Source organism: Bacteroides sp. AM32-11AC (genome assembly GCF_003603515.1).
GTDB lineage: Bacteria > Bacteroidota > Bacteroidia > Bacteroidales > Bacteroidaceae > Bacteroides > Bacteroides uniformis.
The window spans coordinates 382,318-403,348 of record NZ_QTNH01000001.1 but is presented as its reverse complement, the minus strand read 5'-3'; the positions used below and the strand labels follow the sequence as shown (position 1 = coordinate 403,348).

Here is a 21,031-nt window from a genome sequence, read left to right as displayed (position 1 = left end):
ATATGTCGGGCTCTCATCCGGTGTCATATCAAAATCACAGAAGTGACACAAGTCTGTAATACAGCATCCATTCTTTTGCAGCCGAAATTAAAATCATCATAGAAACTAATGAAAACAAGAATGATTAAATCCTTTGTGTGTGTCTGTGGGCTGCTTGTTTCGTTGAATGTAGTCGCAGCTTCACTGAAACCCATCAAAGGTAAAGTGGTGGACCGGTTCAATAATCCACTTCCCGGTGCTACAATTCAAGTGACCCATTCTCCCGAGAAAACCATTACCGATGTGGACGGCAACTTCAATTTTGAAACCATCGAAGACGCGGAACTCATCGTATCCTACATCGGCTTCCGTACCCTCAAGCTGAAGACTGCAGGGGAGAACTTCATTCATGTGGTACTGGATGAAGACTCACAATTGCTTAACGACGTGGTAGTGGTAGGTTATAGCACTAACAAGAAGGTTAATCTGTCAGGCTCGGTTTCTTCGCTTAACAGCGAGAAGCTTGCAAGCCGTCGAGTATCAAACGTATCTTCGGCTCTGCAAGGCATGGCTGCAGGTGTAACTGTCACTACACAGAGCGGTGAGCCAGGCGGCAATGGCGGTCATATACGTATACGTGGTATCGGAACCTTCGGTGGTGATAGTGCCGCCCCGTTGGTGTTGGTCGATGGCGTAGAAGGAACCATAGATGAAGTGGATCCTAACATCATCGAGTCAGTGTCCGTCTTGAAAGATGCTGCATCTGCATCCATCTATGGTTCACGTGCTGCCAATGGTGTCATTCTGGTGACTACCAAACGGGGTGGCAGTCAAGACAAGTTCAGCATATCCTATAAAGGATATTTTGGATTCCAAGGCGCAACGATGCTTCCTCAAAAAGTGGATGCATTGGAATATATGCAATTGGAAAATGTGGCAGCAGGTAACGACGGATCCGACCTGCCCTATAGTGATGAATATATAAGGGAATATGTGGCTGGCATGGCTACTGACCCGGACATCTATCCTAATACAGACTGGCAGGACTTGATTCTTACAGAAAACGGATTCAACCATGGGCATACGCTTACTCTGACTTCTTCATCAGAACGTATCAAGACACTTACTTCTATAGGGTATCTGGACCAGACGGGTATAGTGGTCAATTCCTCTTACCGTAAAATCTCTGTACGCAACAATATGGACATCAAGCTTAGCGACCGTCTGGACATGAAGTTTGACATACAAGTAAGCAATGCCAATAAAAATAGTTCTCCCTACGAAGGACATGCCTTCAATTATATGAACACCCGAACCCCGAACATTGTCAATCAATTTACTACTGGTCTTTATAATGGGGCAAATGGTCTGATGGGCAATAACCCCGTGCTGTTGTTGCGTGAAGGCGGTATTGTGAAAAACAATGTTATCCGTGCTACCATGGCGATGGCTCTGACCTATAAGATTCTCGATGGATGGAATGTGTCAGTTCAAGCCACTCCACGTTATATCACCAAGAATAACCATAACTATAAGAATTCTGTCACCACGTATGGTGACCCGGAAGGTACTACCAGCTTCAAGAGCGGCGAAACCTACAACTCGCTTACAGAATCGGCCTACCGTTACTTCTACTGGAACACACAGGCACTGACCAACTATGAGAAACAGCTGGATGACCACTACTTCAAAGTAATGGCAGGTATGGAGTGTCAGACCTATACAGAAAAGACTCTTTCTGCCTATCGTCAAGTATTCAACTTCCCTCAATATGACCAAATTGATGCCGGTAACATTGAGAACATGAACAATGGAGGAGGGGAGTACCAATGGGCCATCAACTCCTTCTTTGGCCGCTTGAATTACAACTACAAGGAACGCTACCTTGTGGAGGCCAATATCCGTACCGACGGTTCTTCCAGATTTGCAGAGGGTAACCGATATGGCGTGTTCCCTTCATTCTCTGCAGCATGGCGCATCAGCGAGGAACCCTTTATGGAATCTATACGCGATAGAGTGGATAATCTGAAATTACGTGCCTCTTGGGGCAAACTGGGCAACCAGAATATCGGAAGTTCCTATTATCCCACTACTCAGCAACTCTCTACGGGCTCTATATCTATGGGAGGTAATCTTTACACGACCTCTGCTGTTACCTCGCTCTCCAATAGGGACCTTACATGGGAGACTTCTACCATGACTGACTTAGGCATAGATCTTTCACTGTTCGGCTGTATCAACATCACTGCCGACTGGTATAGGAAGATAACGGATGGTATCCTGATGAAGCTGGACATCCCCAACCACATTGGTATGGGTGCTCCCTTCCAGAATGCCGGCAAGGTAAGAAACCAGGGATGGGAGCTAAGCGTAGGCTACAGCAAGAAGCTGACGAGGGACTTTTCGCTGGATGCCGCCCTTACGCTGAGCGACGTGAAAAACACCATCACCGACATGCGGGGCACAAGCAGCACAAGCGGTGATATTCGTAACCAAGAGGGGTCTTCCATTAACTCCATTTACGGATTGATATGCGACGGTTTCATCAATTCACAAGAAGAAGCGGACGAAATCAATGCCAACTGTCTCCAATTCGGTACAACCGTATATCCCGGTGACCTGAAATACCGGAATGTCAGCGGAGACAACAAAATTACTACAGATGACAAGACGATTATCGGAAGTACAGTTCCACGCTATAGTTATAGCTTTAATTTAGGAGTAGGATACAAAGGAATTCGTCTTTCGGCTTTCTTGCAAGGAGTTGGCAAGGCCGACGGTTATCTCAATTCCTACTACGTGATGCCTTGCTATCAGGGAGGAACCTACCGCAAGGAACACCTTGACTATTGGACGGAGCAGAATCATGATGCATCCACGCCTCGCCTCTCCTATAAGAGCAGTAACAACACCTATACATCATCCTTCTGGATGAAGAGTGCTGCTTACCTGCGTCTGAAGAACCTGCAGCTGGGTTACGACCTGCCCTCCAAATGGATGAAAGCCATCGGACTGAAGTCTGCCTACATTTATGCCAATGCTGAGAATCTCTTGACTTTTACTGACTTTTGGGATGGCTATGACCCCGAAGTCAACTATAACGCATCAGCAACAGATGGGGTATCTCTGGGTGCGGCAAACAATTATCCCCAGACGAAAGCCTTCACTTTTGGCGTTGACATCAAATTCTGATTAGTCGGAATAGGGAAACCGTCTGTATTCAAGAAGACATAAAAAGAAAAAATGATATGAAACGAAACAATATTTATACAGCACTCCTTTCGCTGTTTCTATTAGGCCTCGGTGCTTGTTCACTCGGCCTTGAACCACTCACTTCACCGTCTTCTGCCTCTTATCCTTCGAGTATGGAAGAGGCGAATTTCGGTTTGAACGCTGTTTACTCATCTCTGACAGCTTATAGTGCCAGCACCACCACCTGGTGGAAGGTGACAGACAATATTACAGATATTGGTGCTACACGTGTCAACACGGCTATGTATACGGAATTAATCACCTCCGGAGCTTCTGCTGAAAACGCGGTGGCAAACAAGCTTTATAATTGCGTGTATAAGACCGTGGCACGTATCAACCAGCTTCTCGATGCGCTGGATAATCTGCATGGCACAGCCTCTGATACGGATATAGAGAGTATACGGGCAGAGCTGCTGTGCATACGGGCATTCTGTTATGATCAAGCTTGCCAGCACTATGGAGACTTGCCGTATGTGGTCCACACAGCGGGTATAAATGACAGCCAGACCCCACGTACACCGAGAGAGACCATTGTAGAGAATCTGCTTTCGGATCTTAGCGACGAGTGTTTGGCTAACCTTCCACTCCGCCATAAAGCAGAAAGCTATGGCAGTGCACGCATCGGACGGGTAGCAGCGTATGCGTTACGTGCCCGTATTGCCTTGAATTGGAAAAAGTATGACTTGGCTGCCAGTTCGGCCAAACAAGCCTTGAATTTGGCTAAGGAGGCAGGCTTTGAATTGGAATCCATCAATACACAGTATTGTGGAGAAAGTCATGAGGCAGGAGAGCCAACCGGTCAGACGGCTCTGTTTGGTTATGACGGTGAGGCAAGCAATGAGTGGCTCTGGTCCGTGCAGTATGATGCGGTAATATCCAGTAATAAAACCAAGGAGGCATATTACATGGCTCCACGTACACTGGGAGGATGCGCCTATTTTGGTCCTACACAAACATTTGTTGATATGTTTCAATGCAAGGATGGCAAATCGATTACGGAATCTTCTCTGTATGACTGGCAGAACCCTTGGCAAAACCGGGACCCTCGTCTGGATCTTTTCTGTTTGCGACCTGGTTCACGCATATTCAATCTAGAATTCCAGACTTCCACTACCAGTAAAAAGATTCACGACTATAGCACGGGCAAGGACGTGACAAACATGGAGTCACAGGGAACCAAGGGCGTATACGGTGCCAATGGCACTAAAGGTCCTGCTGGATATCTCTGGAGGAAATATTTGGATATAGCCGAGTTGGAAAGAGCTGCAATCTCCAACCATGAAACCAGTGATCTTAATTGCGGCTTGATGCGTTTAGCAGAGGTTTATCTAATAGAGGCAGAAGCCAATATTGAAATGGCTGATGGCAATCTGGAGTTAGCACGAACGGACATCAATATAATTCGTAATCGTGTAGGAATGCCCGATGTGGTAGTTACTTCGCAGAGCGGACTCCGAAAGGCATTACGTTACGAACGTACTGTTGAACTTTGTAATGAAGGTTTTCGTTGGTTTGATCTCCGTCGTTGGGGTATGGCTTCTACAGTGATGACAGGTAAGATTTATGCTCCCAATCAAAAAGGGCTTATGTCCAATGCCAAGCCTTCATTTGATGACAACTGGCATCCGGCATATTCAGAAGGTAGTTCTTGGGATGGGAAAGCACTGAATCTCCGTGTGTATAACACGATGAAGTATATCAAAGGAAAGGATGAACTTTGGCCGCTTCCCCAAAGTGAGACTGATACAAACAGTGCCATTATAGAAAACAATCCAGGATACTAATCGTGTAAGGTTATTGGTATCTGACGGAAAGGATTTGTTTTTCAAGATATAATAAAAGAGCCGGAATGTGCGAATCATTCCGGCTCTTTTATGAAAGGTTTCGGTTATTGTTGTTAGGAATAAGATTTCTTACTTTAAGAGAGAGTTTGTCAATTACATGTTAGGGTTGTCCATGATTACCGTCATCTCGGGAACCAGTATGTATTCGCCTTTCTTGCTGTTCCATTTATAGTACGTGGTAGTCACCGTCTTGCCCTGGTATGCATAGCGGATGCACATGTCGTTGCCCCATGTATTCTTGGTGCTGTTCCATTTCAGGGCTTCGCTTTCTGTCATGCGGTTCTGGTCGTCGTACTTATAATTGTACTTCATATAGTTGGCGAGCGTGTTTCCGTCCATCTTGTATACGGTCTCTGCCACCTTCATGCCATTTACTTCTTCCGAATTGTAAATGAGGTTGCTCTTATTGTCGGCTGAGGCATTTAATCCGCAAACTAAGAGAAGTGCTGAAACAATCACTGTTTTTAAAGATACTTTTGCTTTCATGGTTTTATATCTTTTTTAGTTTAACTTTCTATTTTCTATCAATATGTCATTGATTTCGCTGCAAAGGTACGTATTAAATTGACATAAATATAAATATCGGATTAAATTTTATCAATATGTCAGTAGTGAGGGTTTCGGTATGCTTTCCTTTTGGCAAGATTGGTGAATAAAAAATATCCGGCAGCGAGGTTGCCGGATATTCTGATGAGCAAACTGTATTTGGAAAGGATTGCTTCTGTTGCTTTCTGATTGTAAGTTAAATAAAGTTATTGGGCTGTTTAGTGTGCCTGTAACCAGTTGTTTCCCCACCCACAATCGGCTTTCAGGGGTACGTACATGCGATATGCCTGCTCCATCTCTTCGATTACGATTTTCTGTACAAGCTCTTTTTCTGCCTCTGGAACGCTGAAATTTAGTTCGTCATGGACCTGTAAAATCATCTTTGCTTTCAGATTGTAAGCTTGGAAGCGCTGATAGATGTGTGCCATGGCTACTTTTATGATGTCGGCGGCACTTCCCTGGATGGGAGCGTTGATGGCATTCCGTTCGGCATAGCCCCGTACCACCCCGTTTCTTGAGTTGATGTCCGGCAGGAAGCGCTTGCGGTGGAAGATGGTTTCCACATAGCCGTTCTCGCGTGCCACCTGGATGCTTTTGTCCATATACTCCTTCACTTGTGGGTAGGTTTCAAAGTAGCCGTCTATCAGCTCTTTGGCTTCCTGGCGAGAAACGCCCATGCGTTCGGCAAGCCCGAAGACGGAGATGCCGTAGATGATGCCGAAGTTTGCCGTTTTTGCCTTGCGGCGCATGTCGGCGGTTACGTCGTTTATATCTATCTTATATATCTTGGCAGCGGTGGCGGCGTGGATGTCGTGTCCGCTGAGGAAGGCGTCTATCATGTTCTTATCTTCGCTGAGGTGTGCCATGATGCGCAGCTCTATCTGCGAGTAGTCGGCAGAGAAGAACTCGCAGCCGGTGTCGGGGATGAACGCCTTGCGGATTTCCTTTCCGTCTTCGTCGCGGATGGGGATGTTCTGCAGGTTGGGATTGCTGGAGCTGAGGCGTCCGGTAGCGGTTACCGCCTGGTTGAAGGAGGTGTGTATGCGGCCCGTACGTGGGTTGATGAGCTGGGGCAGGGCGTCTATATAGGTGCTCAGCAGTTTCTTCAGTCCGCGGTATTCCAGTATCTTCCCGATGATGTCGTGCTTGCTGCGGTAGCTTTGCAGCACCTCTTCGGAGGTGACGTATTGTCCGGTCTTGGTCTTTTTCGCTTTCTCCACGATTTTCAGCTTGTCGAAGAGCACTTCGCCTACCTGCTTGGCGGAGCTGATATTGAATGTCTCGCCAGCCATCTCGTAGATTTCCTTCTCAATCTCCTGCAGACGGACGGTGAAGTGTTGGGACGATTGCTTCAAGGCTTCCGTGTCGAGCAGCACTCCGTTGCTCTCTATATTAACAAGTACGGGGACGAGCGGCATCTCTATTTCGTAGAACAGATGTTCGGCACCTTGCTCCTTCAGTTCCTTTTCCAGCACGTTTTTCAGTTTGAGGGTGACGTCCGCATCCTCGCAGGCATAACGGTAGACATCTTCGGGTGGAAGGTCGCGCATGTTCTTTTGGTTTTTGCCTCGCGCTCCAATTAGCTCATCGATGTGGATGGTCTGGTAGTGCAGGTAGATTTCCGCCAGATAGTCCATGTTGTGTCGCAGTTCGGGTTGAAGCACGTAGTGGGCAAGCATGGTGTCGAAAAGTTTGCCTTTCACCTGGACGCCGTAATTTTGGAGGATAATCATATCGTACTTGATATTTTGTCCCACCTTCATGGATTTCTCGTTTTCGAAGAGGGGACGGAACTCGTTTACAATTTTTAAGACTTCCTCTCGTTCGGCGGGAACGGGTACGTAGTATGCACGGTTTTCGGCATCGCTGAAGCTCATTCCTACAAGTTCGGCGTCCATTGGCTCGGTTCCGGTAGTCTCGGTATCTATTGAGAGAATTTCGCTTGTAAGTAACTTTTGAATAATTTCTGCTCTTTTATCTTCTGTATCAATGAGTTGGTAGTCTACATCGAGCATTTCTAACCGCGTCAGGTTTGAATTTTCAGAAACGCCCGTCCCCTCGCCCGCAAAATTTGCAAACAAATCGCCTTGAATCGGGGCGCTGTTTTCGGGAGTGGAGGTTTGCGACTGGGCAAACAGAGTCCCGGCAAAGAGGTCGGGTACCGGAGAGGTTGGAGTAGGGGAGGACGAATTGCCGCTTCCCTTTTTGAGTACCCGATCGATGAGTGTGCGGAATTCCAACTCCTCGAAAATCTTGCGGAGTTCCTCTTCGTTCGGTTCTTCGCGGACGAGCGAATCCATGTCGAGCTGAATGGGAACATCTGTTTTGATGGTGGCAAGGAATTTGGAGAAGGTTATCATCTCGCGGTTGGTTTCCACTTTCGTTTTCAGTGCGCCTTTCAGCTGGTCGGTATGTTCCAGCAGGTTTTCGATACTGCCGAATTCGGCAATCAGTTTCTGTGCGGTTTTCTCGCCCACACCCGGACAGCCGGGGATGTTGTCGGAAGCATCGCCCATCAGTCCCAGCATGTCGATGACCTGCTCGGTGGTCTGTATGTTGAACTTCGTCTTCACTTCTTCGGTACCCATCACTTCGAATCCACCAGTGTGCTTGGGGCGGTACATAAAGACGCGGTCCGATACCAGCTGGCCGTAGTCCTTGTCGGGCGTCATCATGTAGGTGGTGATGCCTTGTCGTCCGGCTTCGGTGGCAAGGGTGCCTATCACGTCGTCTGCCTCGTAGCCTGCCACCTCGAGGATGGGGATGCGGTAGGCGCGGATGACGTCCTTTATAATAGGTACGGAAAGGCGGATGGCCTCGGGTGTCTCCTCGCGCTGTGCCTTGTATTGCTCGTAGGCCTCGTGGCGGAAGGTGGGGCCCGACGGGTCGAAGGCTACTCCTATGTGTGTGGGATTCTCTTTTTTGAGCACTTCTTCCAGGGTGTTTACAAAGCCCAGAATGGCCGAAGTGTTGAATCCTTTTGAATTGATTCTCGGGTTCTTGATGAACGCGTAATAGGCTCGATATATCAGTGCATAGGCATCGAGCAAAAACAGTTTATCGATTGAATTCATACATTTAATCCTTTTTTTCATGGTAAAAGTACAAAAAAATACCGTATTAACCGTTTTATTACTATTTTTGTAGGCAAATAGCGATGCATGGACAACTCATCATTGATAAAATCTCCGATTTCTGAGGAATTGGAGGACTTCAAGAAGCTTTTTGAAAGTACCCTCTCCAGTTCCAACCTTTTGCTGAACAGCGTAATTGCGCATATCCGGCAGAAGAACGGGAAGATGATGCGCCCCATTCTGGTGCTTCTGGCTGCGAAGCTTTTTGGTAAAGTATGTCCTGCAACCCTGCATGCTGCGGTTGCACTGGAACTTCTCCATAATGCAAGCCTTGTACACGATGATGTAGTGGATGAAAGTACTGAACGCCGTGGACAACTCTCCGTTAATGCCATTTTTAATAATAAGGTAGCCGTGCTGGCAGGCGATTATCTGCTTGCAACAGCGTTGGTGCAAGTGGGCATGACCCGTAACCATGACATTATCGACATCGTCTCCTGCCTGGGGCAGGATTTGGCAGATGGTGAACTTCTGCAGCTTTCCAACGTCAGCAATCTCCATTTCTCCGAGGAAGTCTATTTCGACGTTATCCGCAAGAAGACGGCCGTGCTCTTTGCAGCTTGTACGAAGGCGGGCGCTCTCTCGGTGGGAGCCAGCGATGAAAAGGCGGAATCTGTGCGTCTGTTCGGTGAATATATCGGGCTTTGTTTTCAGATAAAGGATGATATTTTCGATTACTCCGAGAGCAAGGAGATAGGCAAACCTACCGGAAATGATATGGTGGAAGGGAAGTTGACCCTGCCCGTACTCCATGTACTCAATACCGTGAAGAATAAAACAGCGGAAGAGATTGCCGTGAAGATAAAGAACGGAGAGGCAACGCCTAGTGAAATAGCCCATTTAATCGAGTTTACCAAGCAGCATGGTGGTATAGAGTATGCTTCGCAAGTGATGTATGACTATAAGGAAAAGGCTCTTTCTTTGCTGGTTTCTTTGCCCGACACGGAGGTAAAAGCAGCGCTAGCCGGGTATCTGGACTATGTGGTGGAACGGGAAAAATGACGGAACTGTTTCCGGTTGATAATATGAAAAAGCCTGATGGAACCCACTCCATCAGGCTTTATTTATAGGTAAATGCAGCTTCCTCTTAAAAGAATTTCATTTCCTCGCCCTTGATTTCCGAAAGCAGCAGGTTGGCAAGACGACTGGTTCCCAAGCGGAACAGTTCGTTGTTCAGCCATTCTTCGCCGAGCACTTCCTTGACGATGGTGTAATAAATCAGTGCATCGTTCACGCAGTTGATTCCTCCTGCGGGCTTAAAGCCTACCTTGATACCCGTCAGCTCGTGATATTCCTTGATGGCCTGGCACATAACCAGGGCGGCCTCCGGCGTGGCGGCAGGCTGCTGCTTGCCGGTGGAAGTCTTGATGAAATCGGCACCCGAATACATGGAAAGGATGGATGCTTTTTTGATGTTCGAAGCCGTCTTCAAAGCTCCGGTTTCGAGGATTACCTTCATGTGGTGCTCTTTGCAGGTTGCTTTGAGTTCTTGTATCTCCTCGCACATGCCTTCATAGTCTCCAGCCAGGAACTTGCCCACCGAAATAACGATGTCTATTTCATCGGCGCCTTCCATCAGTGCCATGGCAGTTTCTGCCACTTTCACTTCAATGAAAGTCTGGGAGGAGGGGAAACCTGCTGATACACAAGCTATTTTTACATCCTCCACTTCCAGCGTGTCTTTTACGACTTCTGCAAAATTGGGGTATACACAGATGGCTGCCACATTCTTCAGGTCGGGGAACTCTTCGTCGAATTTATTCACTTTCTGGGTGAATTTCATGACGCTTTCATCGCTGTCTTCACTCTTCAGGGTGGTAAGGTCGATGCAGTTGAACAGGAATTTCTTTACCTCCGGTGTATTGTTTGCCGGTACCTTCTCTGCAATGATTCTGGCAGCTTGTGCAGCTATTTCTGCATCATCCAGTTGGGTGTTGTACTTAGCCAGGGCGGCGTCATACTTACTCTGGGTAGGCTCATTCTTCTCCATGGTCTTTCAATTTAGGATTATTGATATGTCTTGTCTGGTCACGTCTGGTTTTCTTCTCGAAGTTGCGGCGGAAAGCCTCTGTTAGGTTCACTCCGGTCTGGTTTGCAATACAGAGAAGTACCCAGAGAATATCTGCCATTTCATCGTCGAGGTTGTCTTTTTCTCCTTCTTTGAAGGACTGGTCTCCATACTTGCGGGCCATGACGCGGGCCATTTCGCCCACTTCTTCGGTCAGTATGGCCATGTTGGTGAGTTCGCTGAAATAGCGTACTCCGTATTCCTTTATCCAGGAATCCACTTGTTTCTGTGCTTCTTCTAACGTCATTATTCCTTGTTTTTTGTATCCATACAGATGGTTACGGGACCATCGTTCATTAGTTCTACTTTCATATCGGCACCAAATTCGCCGGTACCTATTTCTTTACCTAATGCTAAACTCAGTTCCCGGCAGAATTGTTCGTACAGCGGGACGGATATTTCCGGTCGTGCTGCCCGTATGTAGGAAGGGCGGTTACCTTTCTTGGTGGAGGCGTGTAGGGTGAACTGGCTGATAACCAGTATTTCGCCGCCTGCCTCAAGAATGGATTTGTTCATCACGCCGTTTTCGTCATCGAAAATGCGCAGGTTGACTATCTTCTTGCAAAGCCAGTCAATATCTTCTTTTCCATCGGATTCTTCGATGCCTACGAGTATCATGAGGCCTTTTCCGATAGAGGCTTTGCAGGTTCCGTTGATGGTGACGGAAGCGTGTCCGGCACGTTGTATCACTACTCTCATGTTGTTCTTGTCTTTTTGAGGGAACAAAGTTACGAATTAATTCGTTGTGTGCATGGCTTTGCAGGCTGATTTATCAGTCATTATTTCTCTGAGAAATAGGTCTGGATGATTTTGGCTTTCGCTTCTCCCACCACGGCGGCAAGCTCCTCGGCAGATGCTTCGCGGATACGCTTCACGCTTTTGAACTCCTTGAGCAACGCGCTTTTCGTCTTTTCACCGATGCCTTTTATCTCGTCCAGTGCGGAGGCAATCTGCCGTTTGCTGCGTTTGTCGCGGTGGAAGGTGATGGCGAAGCGGTGTACTTCATCCTGAATCTGTGTCAGCAACCGGAAGAGGGGGGTGTGCTGTTTCAATCCGATGGTCTGGGGAGGGTAGCCATACAATAGCTCGGAAGTGCGGTGTTTGCCATCTTTGGCAAGTCCGGCGATGGGGATGTTCAGGCCAAGCTCGTCTATCACCTCTTTTACGGCGCTCATTTGCCCTTTTCCACCGTCGGTGATAAGAAGGTCGGGCAGGGGTGTTTTCTCTTCTATAGCGCGCTGATAGCGCCGTTTTACGACCTCTTTCATGGAGGCATAGTCATCCGGTCCCTCTACGGTCTTGATATTGTACTTGCGGTAATCCTTCTTGGAAGGTTTCCCCTTGACGAAGACCACGCACCCGGCCACGGGGTCGGAACCCTGGATGTTGGAGTTGTCGAAACATTCTATCTGCATGGGCAGGCGGTCCAGGTGCAGCTCTTGCTGTATCTCTTTCAGCAGGCGCACGGTCCGTTGCTCCGGATTCAGCTTTTCGGCTTGCTTCAGGCGGTCGGCTTTGTACTGCTTCACGTTGAGGATGGAGAGTTCCAGCAGCTTCTTTTTGTCTCCCCGTTGCGGGATGGTAAAGACGACATCTTTCAGCTCCATATCCAGCTCGAAAGGCACGATGATTTCGCGTGAAAGGCTTTTGTATCTTTCCCGCATTTCGATGATGCCGAGGGAGAGCAGTTCTTCTTTGCTCTCATTCAATCGTTTCTTGTATTCAAAGGTGAAAGCCTGGTTGATGGCACCGTTTGTAATGTGCAGGTAGTTGACGAAAGCGGACTTTTCATCGCTGTCTTCCTCGATGGAGAACACGTCGATATTGTGCAGCACGTTGCTTACCACTTCCGATTTCGCCCGGTAGTTTTCCAACAGCAGGTATTTCTCCTTTATCTTCTGTGCTTCTTCAAACTTCATTTCGGCTGCCAGTTCCTGCATTTGCTGGAAAAGCATCCGTTCTATCTCCTGGGTATTCCCTTTGAGTATTTCCTTGATTTCAGCGATGTTTTTCAGATACTCTTCCTGGCTTTGCTTCCCGATGCAAGGTCCTGCACAGTTCTTGATGTGGTATTCCAGGCAAACATTGAACTTTCCGGCACGTATGTTTTCCGGAGAGAGGTTCAGGTGGCATGTACGCAAAGGGTACAGATGCTTGATGAGGTCGAGTAATGCGTACATGGAAGGTATATGGCTGTAAGGGCCATAATAGGAGGAACCGTTACGGATTATCTTCCGGGTTCTGAATACACGTGGAAAGTATTCGTTCTGCACGCAGATGCTGGGATACGTCTTGTCGTCTTTCAACAGTACGTTGTAGCGAGGCTTGTATTTCTTGATAAGATTGTTTTCCAACAATAGCGCGTCTTCTTCCGTATTCACCACGATATATCGGATATCTGCAATCTTGCTGACCAGCACTCTCGTCTTTCCCGGTTCGTGCTCCCGGTTGAAGTAGGAAGACACTCTTCGCTTCAGATTCTTTGCCTTTCCTACATATATAATAGTCCCTTCGGTATTCAGATATTGGTAAATACCGGGACTTTCGGGAAGGTTGGATACAATCCCTTTGAGGTAGTCGTTAGTTCTGAGTTCTTCCATAATACCGACGTTTCACCACAGATTACACAGATTAGCGCAGATTTCTCTTTGATAAAACTGTGTTTTGTGGTGGATAAATAATCTGTGTTAATCTGTGTAATCTGTGGTGAAATATGAAATGGCTAAAGCGACAGCACAGCCTCCACTTCCACATCATCTCCAAACACATCCTTGCCATGAAGCTCTTTCAGCTCGATGATGAAGTTTACATACACTTTCTTGGGGTTCATCTGTTTCACCAGTTTGCAGGCGGCTTCCATTGTTCCACCGGTTGCCAGCAAGTCGTCGTGTAGCAATACTACATCGTCTTCATTGATGGCATCCTTGTGCATCTGCACGGTGTCTTTGCCATATTCTTTATCATAGCTTTCTTCAATGGTTTCTGCAGGAAGCTTTCCCGGCTTGCGGATAGGTACGAAGCCTGCCCCCAGTTTGGTGGCGAGAATGGGGCCCATAATGAATCCTCTTGATTCTATACCCACTACTTTGGTGATGCCTTTGTCTTTATACATCTCGTATAGTGTGTCCGAGAGTTCCTGCAAGGCGGCAGGTTCCTTGAACAAGGTAGTTACATCGTAGAATAGAATTCCCGGAATGGGGAAGTCGGGTATTTCTCGGATGCTTTTGGTAAGAGTTTCTTTGCTCATAATCAGTTTATTTAATACGTTTATTGAATTCTTTGTTTCACGTGGAACTTTGCGCCCTATCGTCCGCAAAGTACCAGTAGCACGTTGATGTCGCTTGGAGATACTCCCGGAATCCGACTCGCTTGGGCTATTGTTTCCGGATCTATCTTCATCAGCTTCTGTCTGGCTTCGGTAGAAAGGGATTGAATGGAATTATAGTCAAACTTGCCTTTTATCTTGATGCTTTCCAATCTTGCCAATTTATCCGCAATAATCCGTTCGCGTCCGATGTATCCCTCGTACTTGATGAGTATTTCTGCAGCTTCTACAATTTCTTCCTTTCTATCGGATATTTTATCCAGTTCTCGTTTAAAGGCACTGACGTGTTCGGCAATGTTCTCAATCGTTATCTGCGGACGGTTTATCAAATCTATCAATTTGCATCCCTGGCGCAGTGGAGTAGTGCCGAGCTGCTCCAATACCGGATTGATTAATGCCGGTTTCATCGAGTAATTCCGCGCGAAGTCTATAATCCGGTTCACGGCTTCACGTTTTTCTGTCAGCAGCTTGTACCGCTCTTCCTTGACGAGTCCCAGCTTCCAGGCTTTTTCCGTGAGTCGCATGTCCGCATCATCCATACGGAGCAGGATGCGATATTCGGCACGGGAAGTAAACATACGGTAGGGCTCGTCCACACCTTTTGTTACCAAGTCATCGATTAAAACGCCGATATATGCTTCATCCCTTGCAAGGGTGAACGGTTCTCCGCCGTGGCAATTGATGTGGGCGTTGATACCTGCCATGATTCCTTGTCCAGCTGCTTCCTCGTAACCGGTTGTTCCGTTTACTTGTCCGGCAAAGAACAGATTCTTTATATTCTTCGTTTCCAGCGTATGTTTCAGTTGGGTGGGGTCAAAGAAGTCGTATTCGATGGCATAGCCCGGGCGGTAGATGACGAGGTCTCTGAACGCCGGTATCTTTTTCAATGCTGCAATCTGGATGTTCATGGGCAATGAAGAAGAGAATCCATTCAAGTAGAGCTCTTGGGTTGTTTCCCCTTCGGGCTCCAGGAAAAGCTGGTGCTGCGGTTTGTCGGGGAAAGTCACAATCTTGGTTTCTATACTGGGGCAATAACGTGGGCCGATACTTTGGATTTGTCCGTTGAAAAGGGGAGAATCCGGCAGACCTTCCTGCAGGATGCGGTGTGCTTCTTCGTTGGTGAAGCAGGTCCAGCAAGGGAGCTGTTTCAAATGGCGTACATGAGTGTCCATGAACGAGAACTTGTGGAAGTCACATTCTCCGTCTTGGATTTCCATATCCTCATAATGCACGCTGCGTCCATCTATGCGTACGGGGGTTCCCGTCTTCATGCGTCCAAAGGTGATGCCATGCTTTGCGATGGATTCGGTTAATTGGTAGGATGCAGGTTCTGCCATACGTCCGCCTGGAAGCATGGTACGTCCCACGTGCATCAGTCCATTGAGGAAAGTTCCTGCGGTGAGTACTACACATTTGGCATGGAACGTTACTCCCCATAATGTGACTACTCCCGTAATCTCACCGTTTTCAACGAGGATTTCCTGCACGGTATCCTGCCAGATATGCAGGTTGGGGATATTTTCCAGTATCTCTCTCCATGCCCAGATGAATTTGTTGCGGTCGCACTGCGCGCGCGGACTCCACATAGCGGGACCTTTGGAACGGTTCAGTATACGGAACTGTATGGCTGTCTGGTCTGTCACCAATCCCATATATCCTCCCAAGGCGTCTATTTCGCGTACTATCTGTCCTTTGGCGATGCCTCCCACTGCCGGGTTACAACTCATCTGTCCGATTTTGTTCATATCCATTGTGATAAGACAAGTCTTCGAACCCAGGTTTGCAGCAGCGGCAGCGGCTTCGCATCCTGCGTGTCCGGCGCCGATTACAATAACGTCATACTTAAACTCCATTCGTTCAGTGTATTTTAAAACTGTGCAAAGTTACGAAAAAAGTTGTATGCCGGGACGTGTCATATCTTAAAATCCGGATATATCTTCTTTGGCATTGCTTATATTTCCGTATCCAGTATCATACTTATTGCTTGGAATGCTTAGGCTATAGACATATTGCTTGTGTTTAGCTTAAAATACAATCAAAATGAAGCTTTTTGAATACTATTGCTTTTCTTTTTGAAAAAGATACATACCTTTGCAGCGTTTGGATATTAAAAAGTGTTTTGATTGACTAATTTTAAGGAAGAGAAGCATGAGAAAGAAATTCTTCTTGTTAATCATTGTCTGCCTGGTTATGGGGGCGGGAGTGATGGCTCAGACGTCTACGGTCTCGGGAACAGTATTTGCCGAGGACAACAATGAGCCGATTATTGGGGCATCGGTATTGGTGAAGGGCACAACGCTGGGGGCCGTGACCGATATCGAAGGTAAATTTACAATCTTGAATGTGCCGGGCACGGCAAAGACAGTGATTGTCTCTTTTGTAGGTATGCAGAAAGTAGAAGCTGCCATAAAGCCTGCTATGAAGGTGGTGCTGAAATCGGATTCGGAACTGCTGGATGAAGTGATGGTGGTGGCTTACGGCACGGCCAAAAAGAGCAGCTATGCAGGTTCGGCTTCTTTAGTGAAAGCGGATGCGCTGAAAGACATTCCGACGACCAGCTTTGAAAACGCGTTGAACGGTAAAGTGGCGGGCTTGCAACTGACGAATAATTCCGGCCAGGCGGGTTCCGCACCGGCCATCCGCATCCGTGGCATAGGTTCTATGAATGCCGGGAATGAACCGTTGTATGTAGTGGACGGTGTTCCGGTCTCTTCGGGCAATACGGGGCAGATGAGCGGTGAGCTCTATTCTACCAACAACATCATGAATACGTTGAACCCGGAAGACATCGAATCTATTTCTGTATTGAAAGATGCGGCGGCCAGCTCGCTTTATGGGTCGCGTGCGGCAAACGGCGTCATTCTGATTACTACCAAAAAAGGACAGATTGGCAAGCCGGTGGTGACGCTGAAAGCCGAAGTGGGCTTCACGCCCTGCTGGGCAACGGACAACTATGAAATGGCCAGCGTACAGGAGAATGTGAATATGCTCTACACCGTATTTCACGATGCCCGTACAAGCGGTAAGGGCGAAACGGACGAAAAGGCGGCAGCCTATGCCATAGGCCAGTTGAACAGCCGTTTCAACAAACATGGCTACCAATTTACCACAAATGGTACGGGAGCTTACGAGAACGTCAATATCCTTGAGTACGACAACTCCGGGCGTGGAGGCAAATACTACGATTGGGACAAGGCATATTTCCGTACCGCCATTTACCAGACCTACGATATGTCCGTCAGCGGTGCTACGCAGAATACCAACTATTACACTTCCCTTTCCTATACCCAGGACGAAGGACGTTTGAAGATGAACAGCTTCGACCGTGTTTCCGGTCGCCTGAACCTCACCCAGAAGGTGAGGAAATTCCTTGAACTGACCACCAATGCCAGCCTGGCGCGTACCAAGAAAAGCGGTTATAATGATACACGCAACACGGGCAGCAATTACTTCATGCAGACCCGTAACTTGCTGTGGGGACTCTACTGGCCCACTGATTACAAGACCGGCGAGCTCTGGACCGAACGTTACGGTAGCTACGCCTACAATGGGCTTTATTATGACAAAGAGTGGGAGAACGGTTCTACCAGTACCAAAATCATGGCTGCGGAGACGCTCACCCTGCATCTGATGCCGGGCCTGGACCTTCGTTCTATCTACTCTTACGACAATACTACTGTAAAAGACCATATCTATTACAGTGCCAATCACTATAAAGGCTCGGCAGACAATGGGAATGTCAACGAATACCGTACTACATACGAGAAGATGGTTACCTCCACTACCGCCAATTATACCGGCACCTTCGACAAACACACAGTTGGCACCATGGTGGGTTTCGAAGCGGAGAAGAACAAGACAGACTATGTGCGTGCCACAGGAAGCAATCTTGCGGTCAGCACCATTCATACAGTTTCTACTGCCGGAACGCAGACTTCTGCCGGATATTCCTGGGGAAACTCGATGGTGTCCGTGCTCTCCAAGTTGGATTATAATTACGATGAACGCTACTTCATTTCCGGTTCTTACCGCCGCGACGGTTCTTCCCGGCTCAGCAAGCAGGAACGTTGGGGAAACTTCTGGTCAGTGGCAGGAGCGTGGAACATCATGCGCGAGGGTTTTATGAGCAAATATTCTTTCCTGAGCAACCTGCGTATACGTGCCTCTTATGGTATTAACGGTACGCTGCCTTCGGACAATTACGGCTATATGAGCTTGATGAGCTATACCAGTAAGTACATGGGTAACCCGGGCGGTACAATCACTACCGTCACCAATGACAAGCTGTCTTGGGAGACGAGCTACAACACGAATGTGGGTATCGACTTCGGCTTCTTCGGCCAGCGTCTGCGCGGTACGGTGGAATACTTCAACCGTGATTCGAAGAACCTGCTCCAGGATGTTCCCATTTCGATGGTTACGGGATTTTCCTCTACGTTGCGGAACGTAGGATGCATCAATAACCATGGGGTAGAGGTGGAGTTGAGTGGTGACATCATTGATAGTAAAGGATGGTTATGGAGTGCCGGTGTCAACGCAACCTTTCTCCGTTCTGAGGTGAAAGAGTTGTATGGCGGTGCGGACATTATCTGGTACGACCCCACCAGTAGCGACAGCCGTGCGCAATATGTATACCGGGAAGGTCAGTCCACGCTGGCTTTCTATGGATACGAATGGGCAGGTGTGGACAAGACCAACGGCAAGAACGTCTACTATGTAAATGACCCCAAGAATGGCAAGGCCGGAGATTTTGAGTATAACGGACGCGGAGCTACTTATGACTATAACAATGCCAACTACACCATCATCGGCAATGCCGTTCCCAAAGTGTATGGGGGCATCAATACCTCGGTCTCCTACAAAGGCATAGCCCTTTCGTTGGGCTTTACCTATAAGATAGGAGGAGACTTGTACGATGGAGCCTACATGGATGTGGCCGACGACGGTTATTATTGGGAGCGTATCCGTGCTAAAAGCTACTACAACAACCTTTGGACGCCAGACCATACGAACGGTACAGAGCCCCGTATCGAAGGTGTAGACCTCGATGACCCGCAACAATACAGCAGCCGCCACTTGTTCAATGCCAGTTATCTGCGCTTGAAGAATCTCTCATTGGCCTATACGCTGCCCAAAGCCATGACCCGCAAGGCTTTCATCGAGAATGCCCGCCTTTTCTTCACTGCCAGCAACCTTTGGACAATAGCCAAATACAAGGAGGCAGACCCCGAAGTGAGCGAATACGGCACACGTGGTTGGGAAACCCCTATCGGAAAAACGTTTGTCGTTGGCGTTGAATTGAAATTTTAATGAACTGGAGGAACTAACAATGAAAAAGATATATCATTTATTGGCACTTGTGATACTTGGTGCCTTTACATTCACTTCGTGTGACGATTTTCTGGATATGCAGCCCACCAACTCCGGAAATGCAGAAGGTGCTGTCGGTACGGTAGCCGATGCGCAGGTGGTTATCAACGGTGTGATGAGTGCGATGACCTCATCGTCCTATTACGGCAGAAACCTTTTTATGTACGGTGATGCCAAGGGCGGTGACCTCACGATTTTTGCTGCCGGACGCGGACTGGATGCATTCTATACGTTCAACCACACTTCCAACAGCAATACTTATTCCGGTTTCTGGAGCCGTGGATATTACTGCATTCTGCAGGTCAACACCTTGTTGAGCAACATTGAGAAGCTGGAAGAATCGGGCAGTATGGAAGACTTTTCCGAAGCCAAAGGGCAGGCGTTGACTCTGAGGGCGCTGTTCTATTTCGATTTGGTCCGTCTCTACGGGCTTCCTTACAATTACAACAAGACCTCTTATGGAGTTCCCAATGTAACCGAGCCGCTTACGGTGAACGCCCAGCCCACCCGTGCTACTGTGGAGGAGAACTATCGCCAGATTCTGCAGGACTTGTCGGACGGGGCGGCCCTGCTTGCCAAGAAGAAGACAAAGCAGAGCGGATATGCGGACTATTACACCAACATAGCCCTGCAAGCGCGTGTGAAACTCTATATGGAAGATTATGACGGTGCTTTGAACGCTGCCCGGGAGATTATAGAAAGCGGTGTGTACAAACTGTATGAGCCTGCCGATTGGACGGCTTCCTGGAGCAAGCAGTTTGGTTCCGAGTCCATCTTTGAGCTGGGCATCACCACTGAGGAATCAGACCTGGGAACTTCTTCTTTGGGCTTTTACCTGATGCGCTACGGACAGTTGAAGAATGCCATGGGCTGGTATCTTGCCAGCGATTATTTCCTGAACCGTCTGGGTGAAGACGAGACGGATGTGCGTTGGGGAATTATGGACAACGATGAATACTGGGTGGACAATGAGATTGAACGCAAGGGAGCCTGCTACAAGTATATGGGCAGTACCACCCTGGCAGGTGACGGCAAGGCAACCAATACAGCCGTCAATATCAAGATAATCCGTCTTTCCGAGATATATCTGATTGCCGCCGAAGCAGCCTTGCACTCCACGAAGCAGGAAGCAGGCGCAGATGCCGCCGCCGGTTACCTGAATGAAATCCGCAGGCGTTCTCCCGGACTGGCACCGGCCACTGCCGCTACCATTACCGATGATATGATTCTGGACGAGCGCAGCAAGGAGCTTTTTGGTGAAGGACAACGCTTCTTCGACATGATGCGTATGGGCAGAACCATCGAATTCAACGACGATTTTCAAGATATTCCGGTGAGTCACCGTGGAAAAACAATCGACCGTACTTTCGAGAAGATTGTGCTTCCTATTTCGCAGGATGAGATAAATGCCAATCCGGCATTGGAGAACCAGCAGAATCCGGGATATTAGTCATTCCCTGCTGTCTATTGTTTGCTACTCCTTGTATATCAGGGAGGTATTTTGCCAACAAGT

General features: G+C 48.0%; 13 protein-coding genes. 5 read left to right on the top strand and 8 right to left on the bottom strand.

What is annotated here, in order from left to right:
• The first annotated feature begins 120 nt into the window (after window positions 1-120).
• Together DW800_RS01565 and DW800_RS01560 are read left to right on the top strand one after the other, a co-directional pair.
• A complete protein-coding gene (locus tag DW800_RS01565; RefSeq protein WP_243634886.1) occupies window positions 121-3,171 on the top strand; it encodes a SusC/RagA family TonB-linked outer membrane protein in 3,051 nt (1,016 codons plus the stop codon).
• A 56-nt stretch (window positions 3,172-3,227) separates the two neighbouring features.
• The gene (locus tag DW800_RS01560; protein WP_119957718.1) at window positions 3,228-5,015 is read left to right on the top strand and encodes a RagB/SusD family nutrient uptake outer membrane protein; all 1,788 of its coding nucleotides are present in this window, start codon (window positions 3,228-3,230) and stop codon (window positions 5,013-5,015) included.
• Between the two features lie 153 nt (window positions 5,016-5,168).
• Here the strand turns inward: DW800_RS01560 and DW800_RS01555 are convergent, their stop codons facing one another.
• Window positions 5,169-5,561 (bottom strand): DUF3836 domain-containing protein, encoded by a 393-nt coding sequence (locus DW800_RS01555; protein WP_025834519.1) that lies wholly within the window; start codon window positions 5,559-5,561, stop codon window positions 5,169-5,171.
• A 278-nt stretch (window positions 5,562-5,839) separates the two neighbouring features.
• Entirely contained in the window at window positions 5,840-8,695 is a 2,856-nt protein-coding gene (gene polA, locus DW800_RS01550) for a DNA polymerase I (protein ID WP_044468047.1), read from the bottom strand.
• A gap of 87 nt (window positions 8,696-8,782) precedes the next feature.
• Between polA and DW800_RS01545 the strand changes: the two genes are divergently transcribed.
• Window positions 8,783-9,757: a polyprenyl synthetase family protein gene (locus tag DW800_RS01545; RefSeq protein WP_044468048.1), complete on the top strand. Its 975-nt coding sequence runs from the start codon at window positions 8,783-8,785 to the stop codon at window positions 9,755-9,757.
• Window positions 9,758-9,842: 85 nt separating this feature from the next.
• On the opposite strand, the gene deoC is transcribed toward DW800_RS01545, so the two are convergent.
• The 6 genes from deoC to mnmG all read right to left on the bottom strand — a co-directional run bounded on the left by deoC (window position 9,843) and on the right by mnmG (window position 16,001).
• On the bottom strand, window positions 9,843-10,745 hold the full coding sequence (gene deoC, locus DW800_RS01540) for a deoxyribose-phosphate aldolase (protein ID WP_009037467.1): 903 nt from the start codon (window positions 10,743-10,745) through the stop codon (window positions 9,843-9,845).
• Window positions 10,732-11,070, bottom strand: a complete 339-nt coding sequence (locus DW800_RS01535) for a nucleotide pyrophosphohydrolase (protein WP_044468049.1) — start codon at window positions 11,068-11,070, stop codon at window positions 10,732-10,734. The genes deoC and DW800_RS01535 overlap by 14 nt, the downstream gene beginning before the upstream one ends.
• Complete coding sequence (gene dtd / locus DW800_RS01530) at window positions 11,070-11,522, bottom strand: D-aminoacyl-tRNA deacylase (protein WP_044468050.1); 453 nt, start codon at window positions 11,520-11,522, stop codon at window positions 11,070-11,072. Before dtd ends, DW800_RS01535 begins: the two co-directional genes overlap by 1 nt.
• Window positions 11,523-11,602: 80 nt before the next feature.
• On the bottom strand, window positions 11,603-13,423 hold the full coding sequence (gene uvrC, locus DW800_RS01525) for an excinuclease ABC subunit UvrC (protein ID WP_119957717.1): 1,821 nt from the start codon (window positions 13,421-13,423) through the stop codon (window positions 11,603-11,605).
• Window positions 13,424-13,545: 122 nt separating this feature from the next.
• Window positions 13,546-14,070 carry an adenine phosphoribosyltransferase gene (locus tag DW800_RS01520; protein WP_165859875.1) on the bottom strand — a complete coding sequence of 175 codons (525 nt, stop codon included), beginning with the start codon at window positions 14,068-14,070 and terminating at the stop codon, window positions 13,546-13,548.
• A 56-nt stretch (window positions 14,071-14,126) separates the two neighbouring features.
• Window positions 14,127-16,001 (bottom strand): tRNA uridine-5-carboxymethylaminomethyl(34) synthesis enzyme MnmG, encoded by a 1,875-nt coding sequence (gene mnmG / locus DW800_RS01515; RefSeq protein ID WP_057097385.1) that lies wholly within the window; start codon window positions 15,999-16,001, stop codon window positions 14,127-14,129.
• Between the two features lie 295 nt (window positions 16,002-16,296).
• On the opposite strand from mnmG, the gene DW800_RS01510 reads away from it, so the two are divergent.
• Both DW800_RS01510 and DW800_RS01505 read left to right on the top strand, forming a co-directional pair.
• A complete protein-coding gene (locus DW800_RS01510; protein WP_119957716.1) occupies window positions 16,297-19,458 on the top strand; it encodes a SusC/RagA family TonB-linked outer membrane protein in 3,162 nt (1,053 codons plus the stop codon).
• Between the two features lie 19 nt (window positions 19,459-19,477).
• Window positions 19,478-20,968 (top strand): RagB/SusD family nutrient uptake outer membrane protein, encoded by a 1,491-nt coding sequence (locus tag DW800_RS01505; protein ID WP_005833916.1) that lies wholly within the window; start codon window positions 19,478-19,480, stop codon window positions 20,966-20,968.
• The last annotated feature ends 63 nt before the right edge of the window (window positions 20,969-21,031 follow it).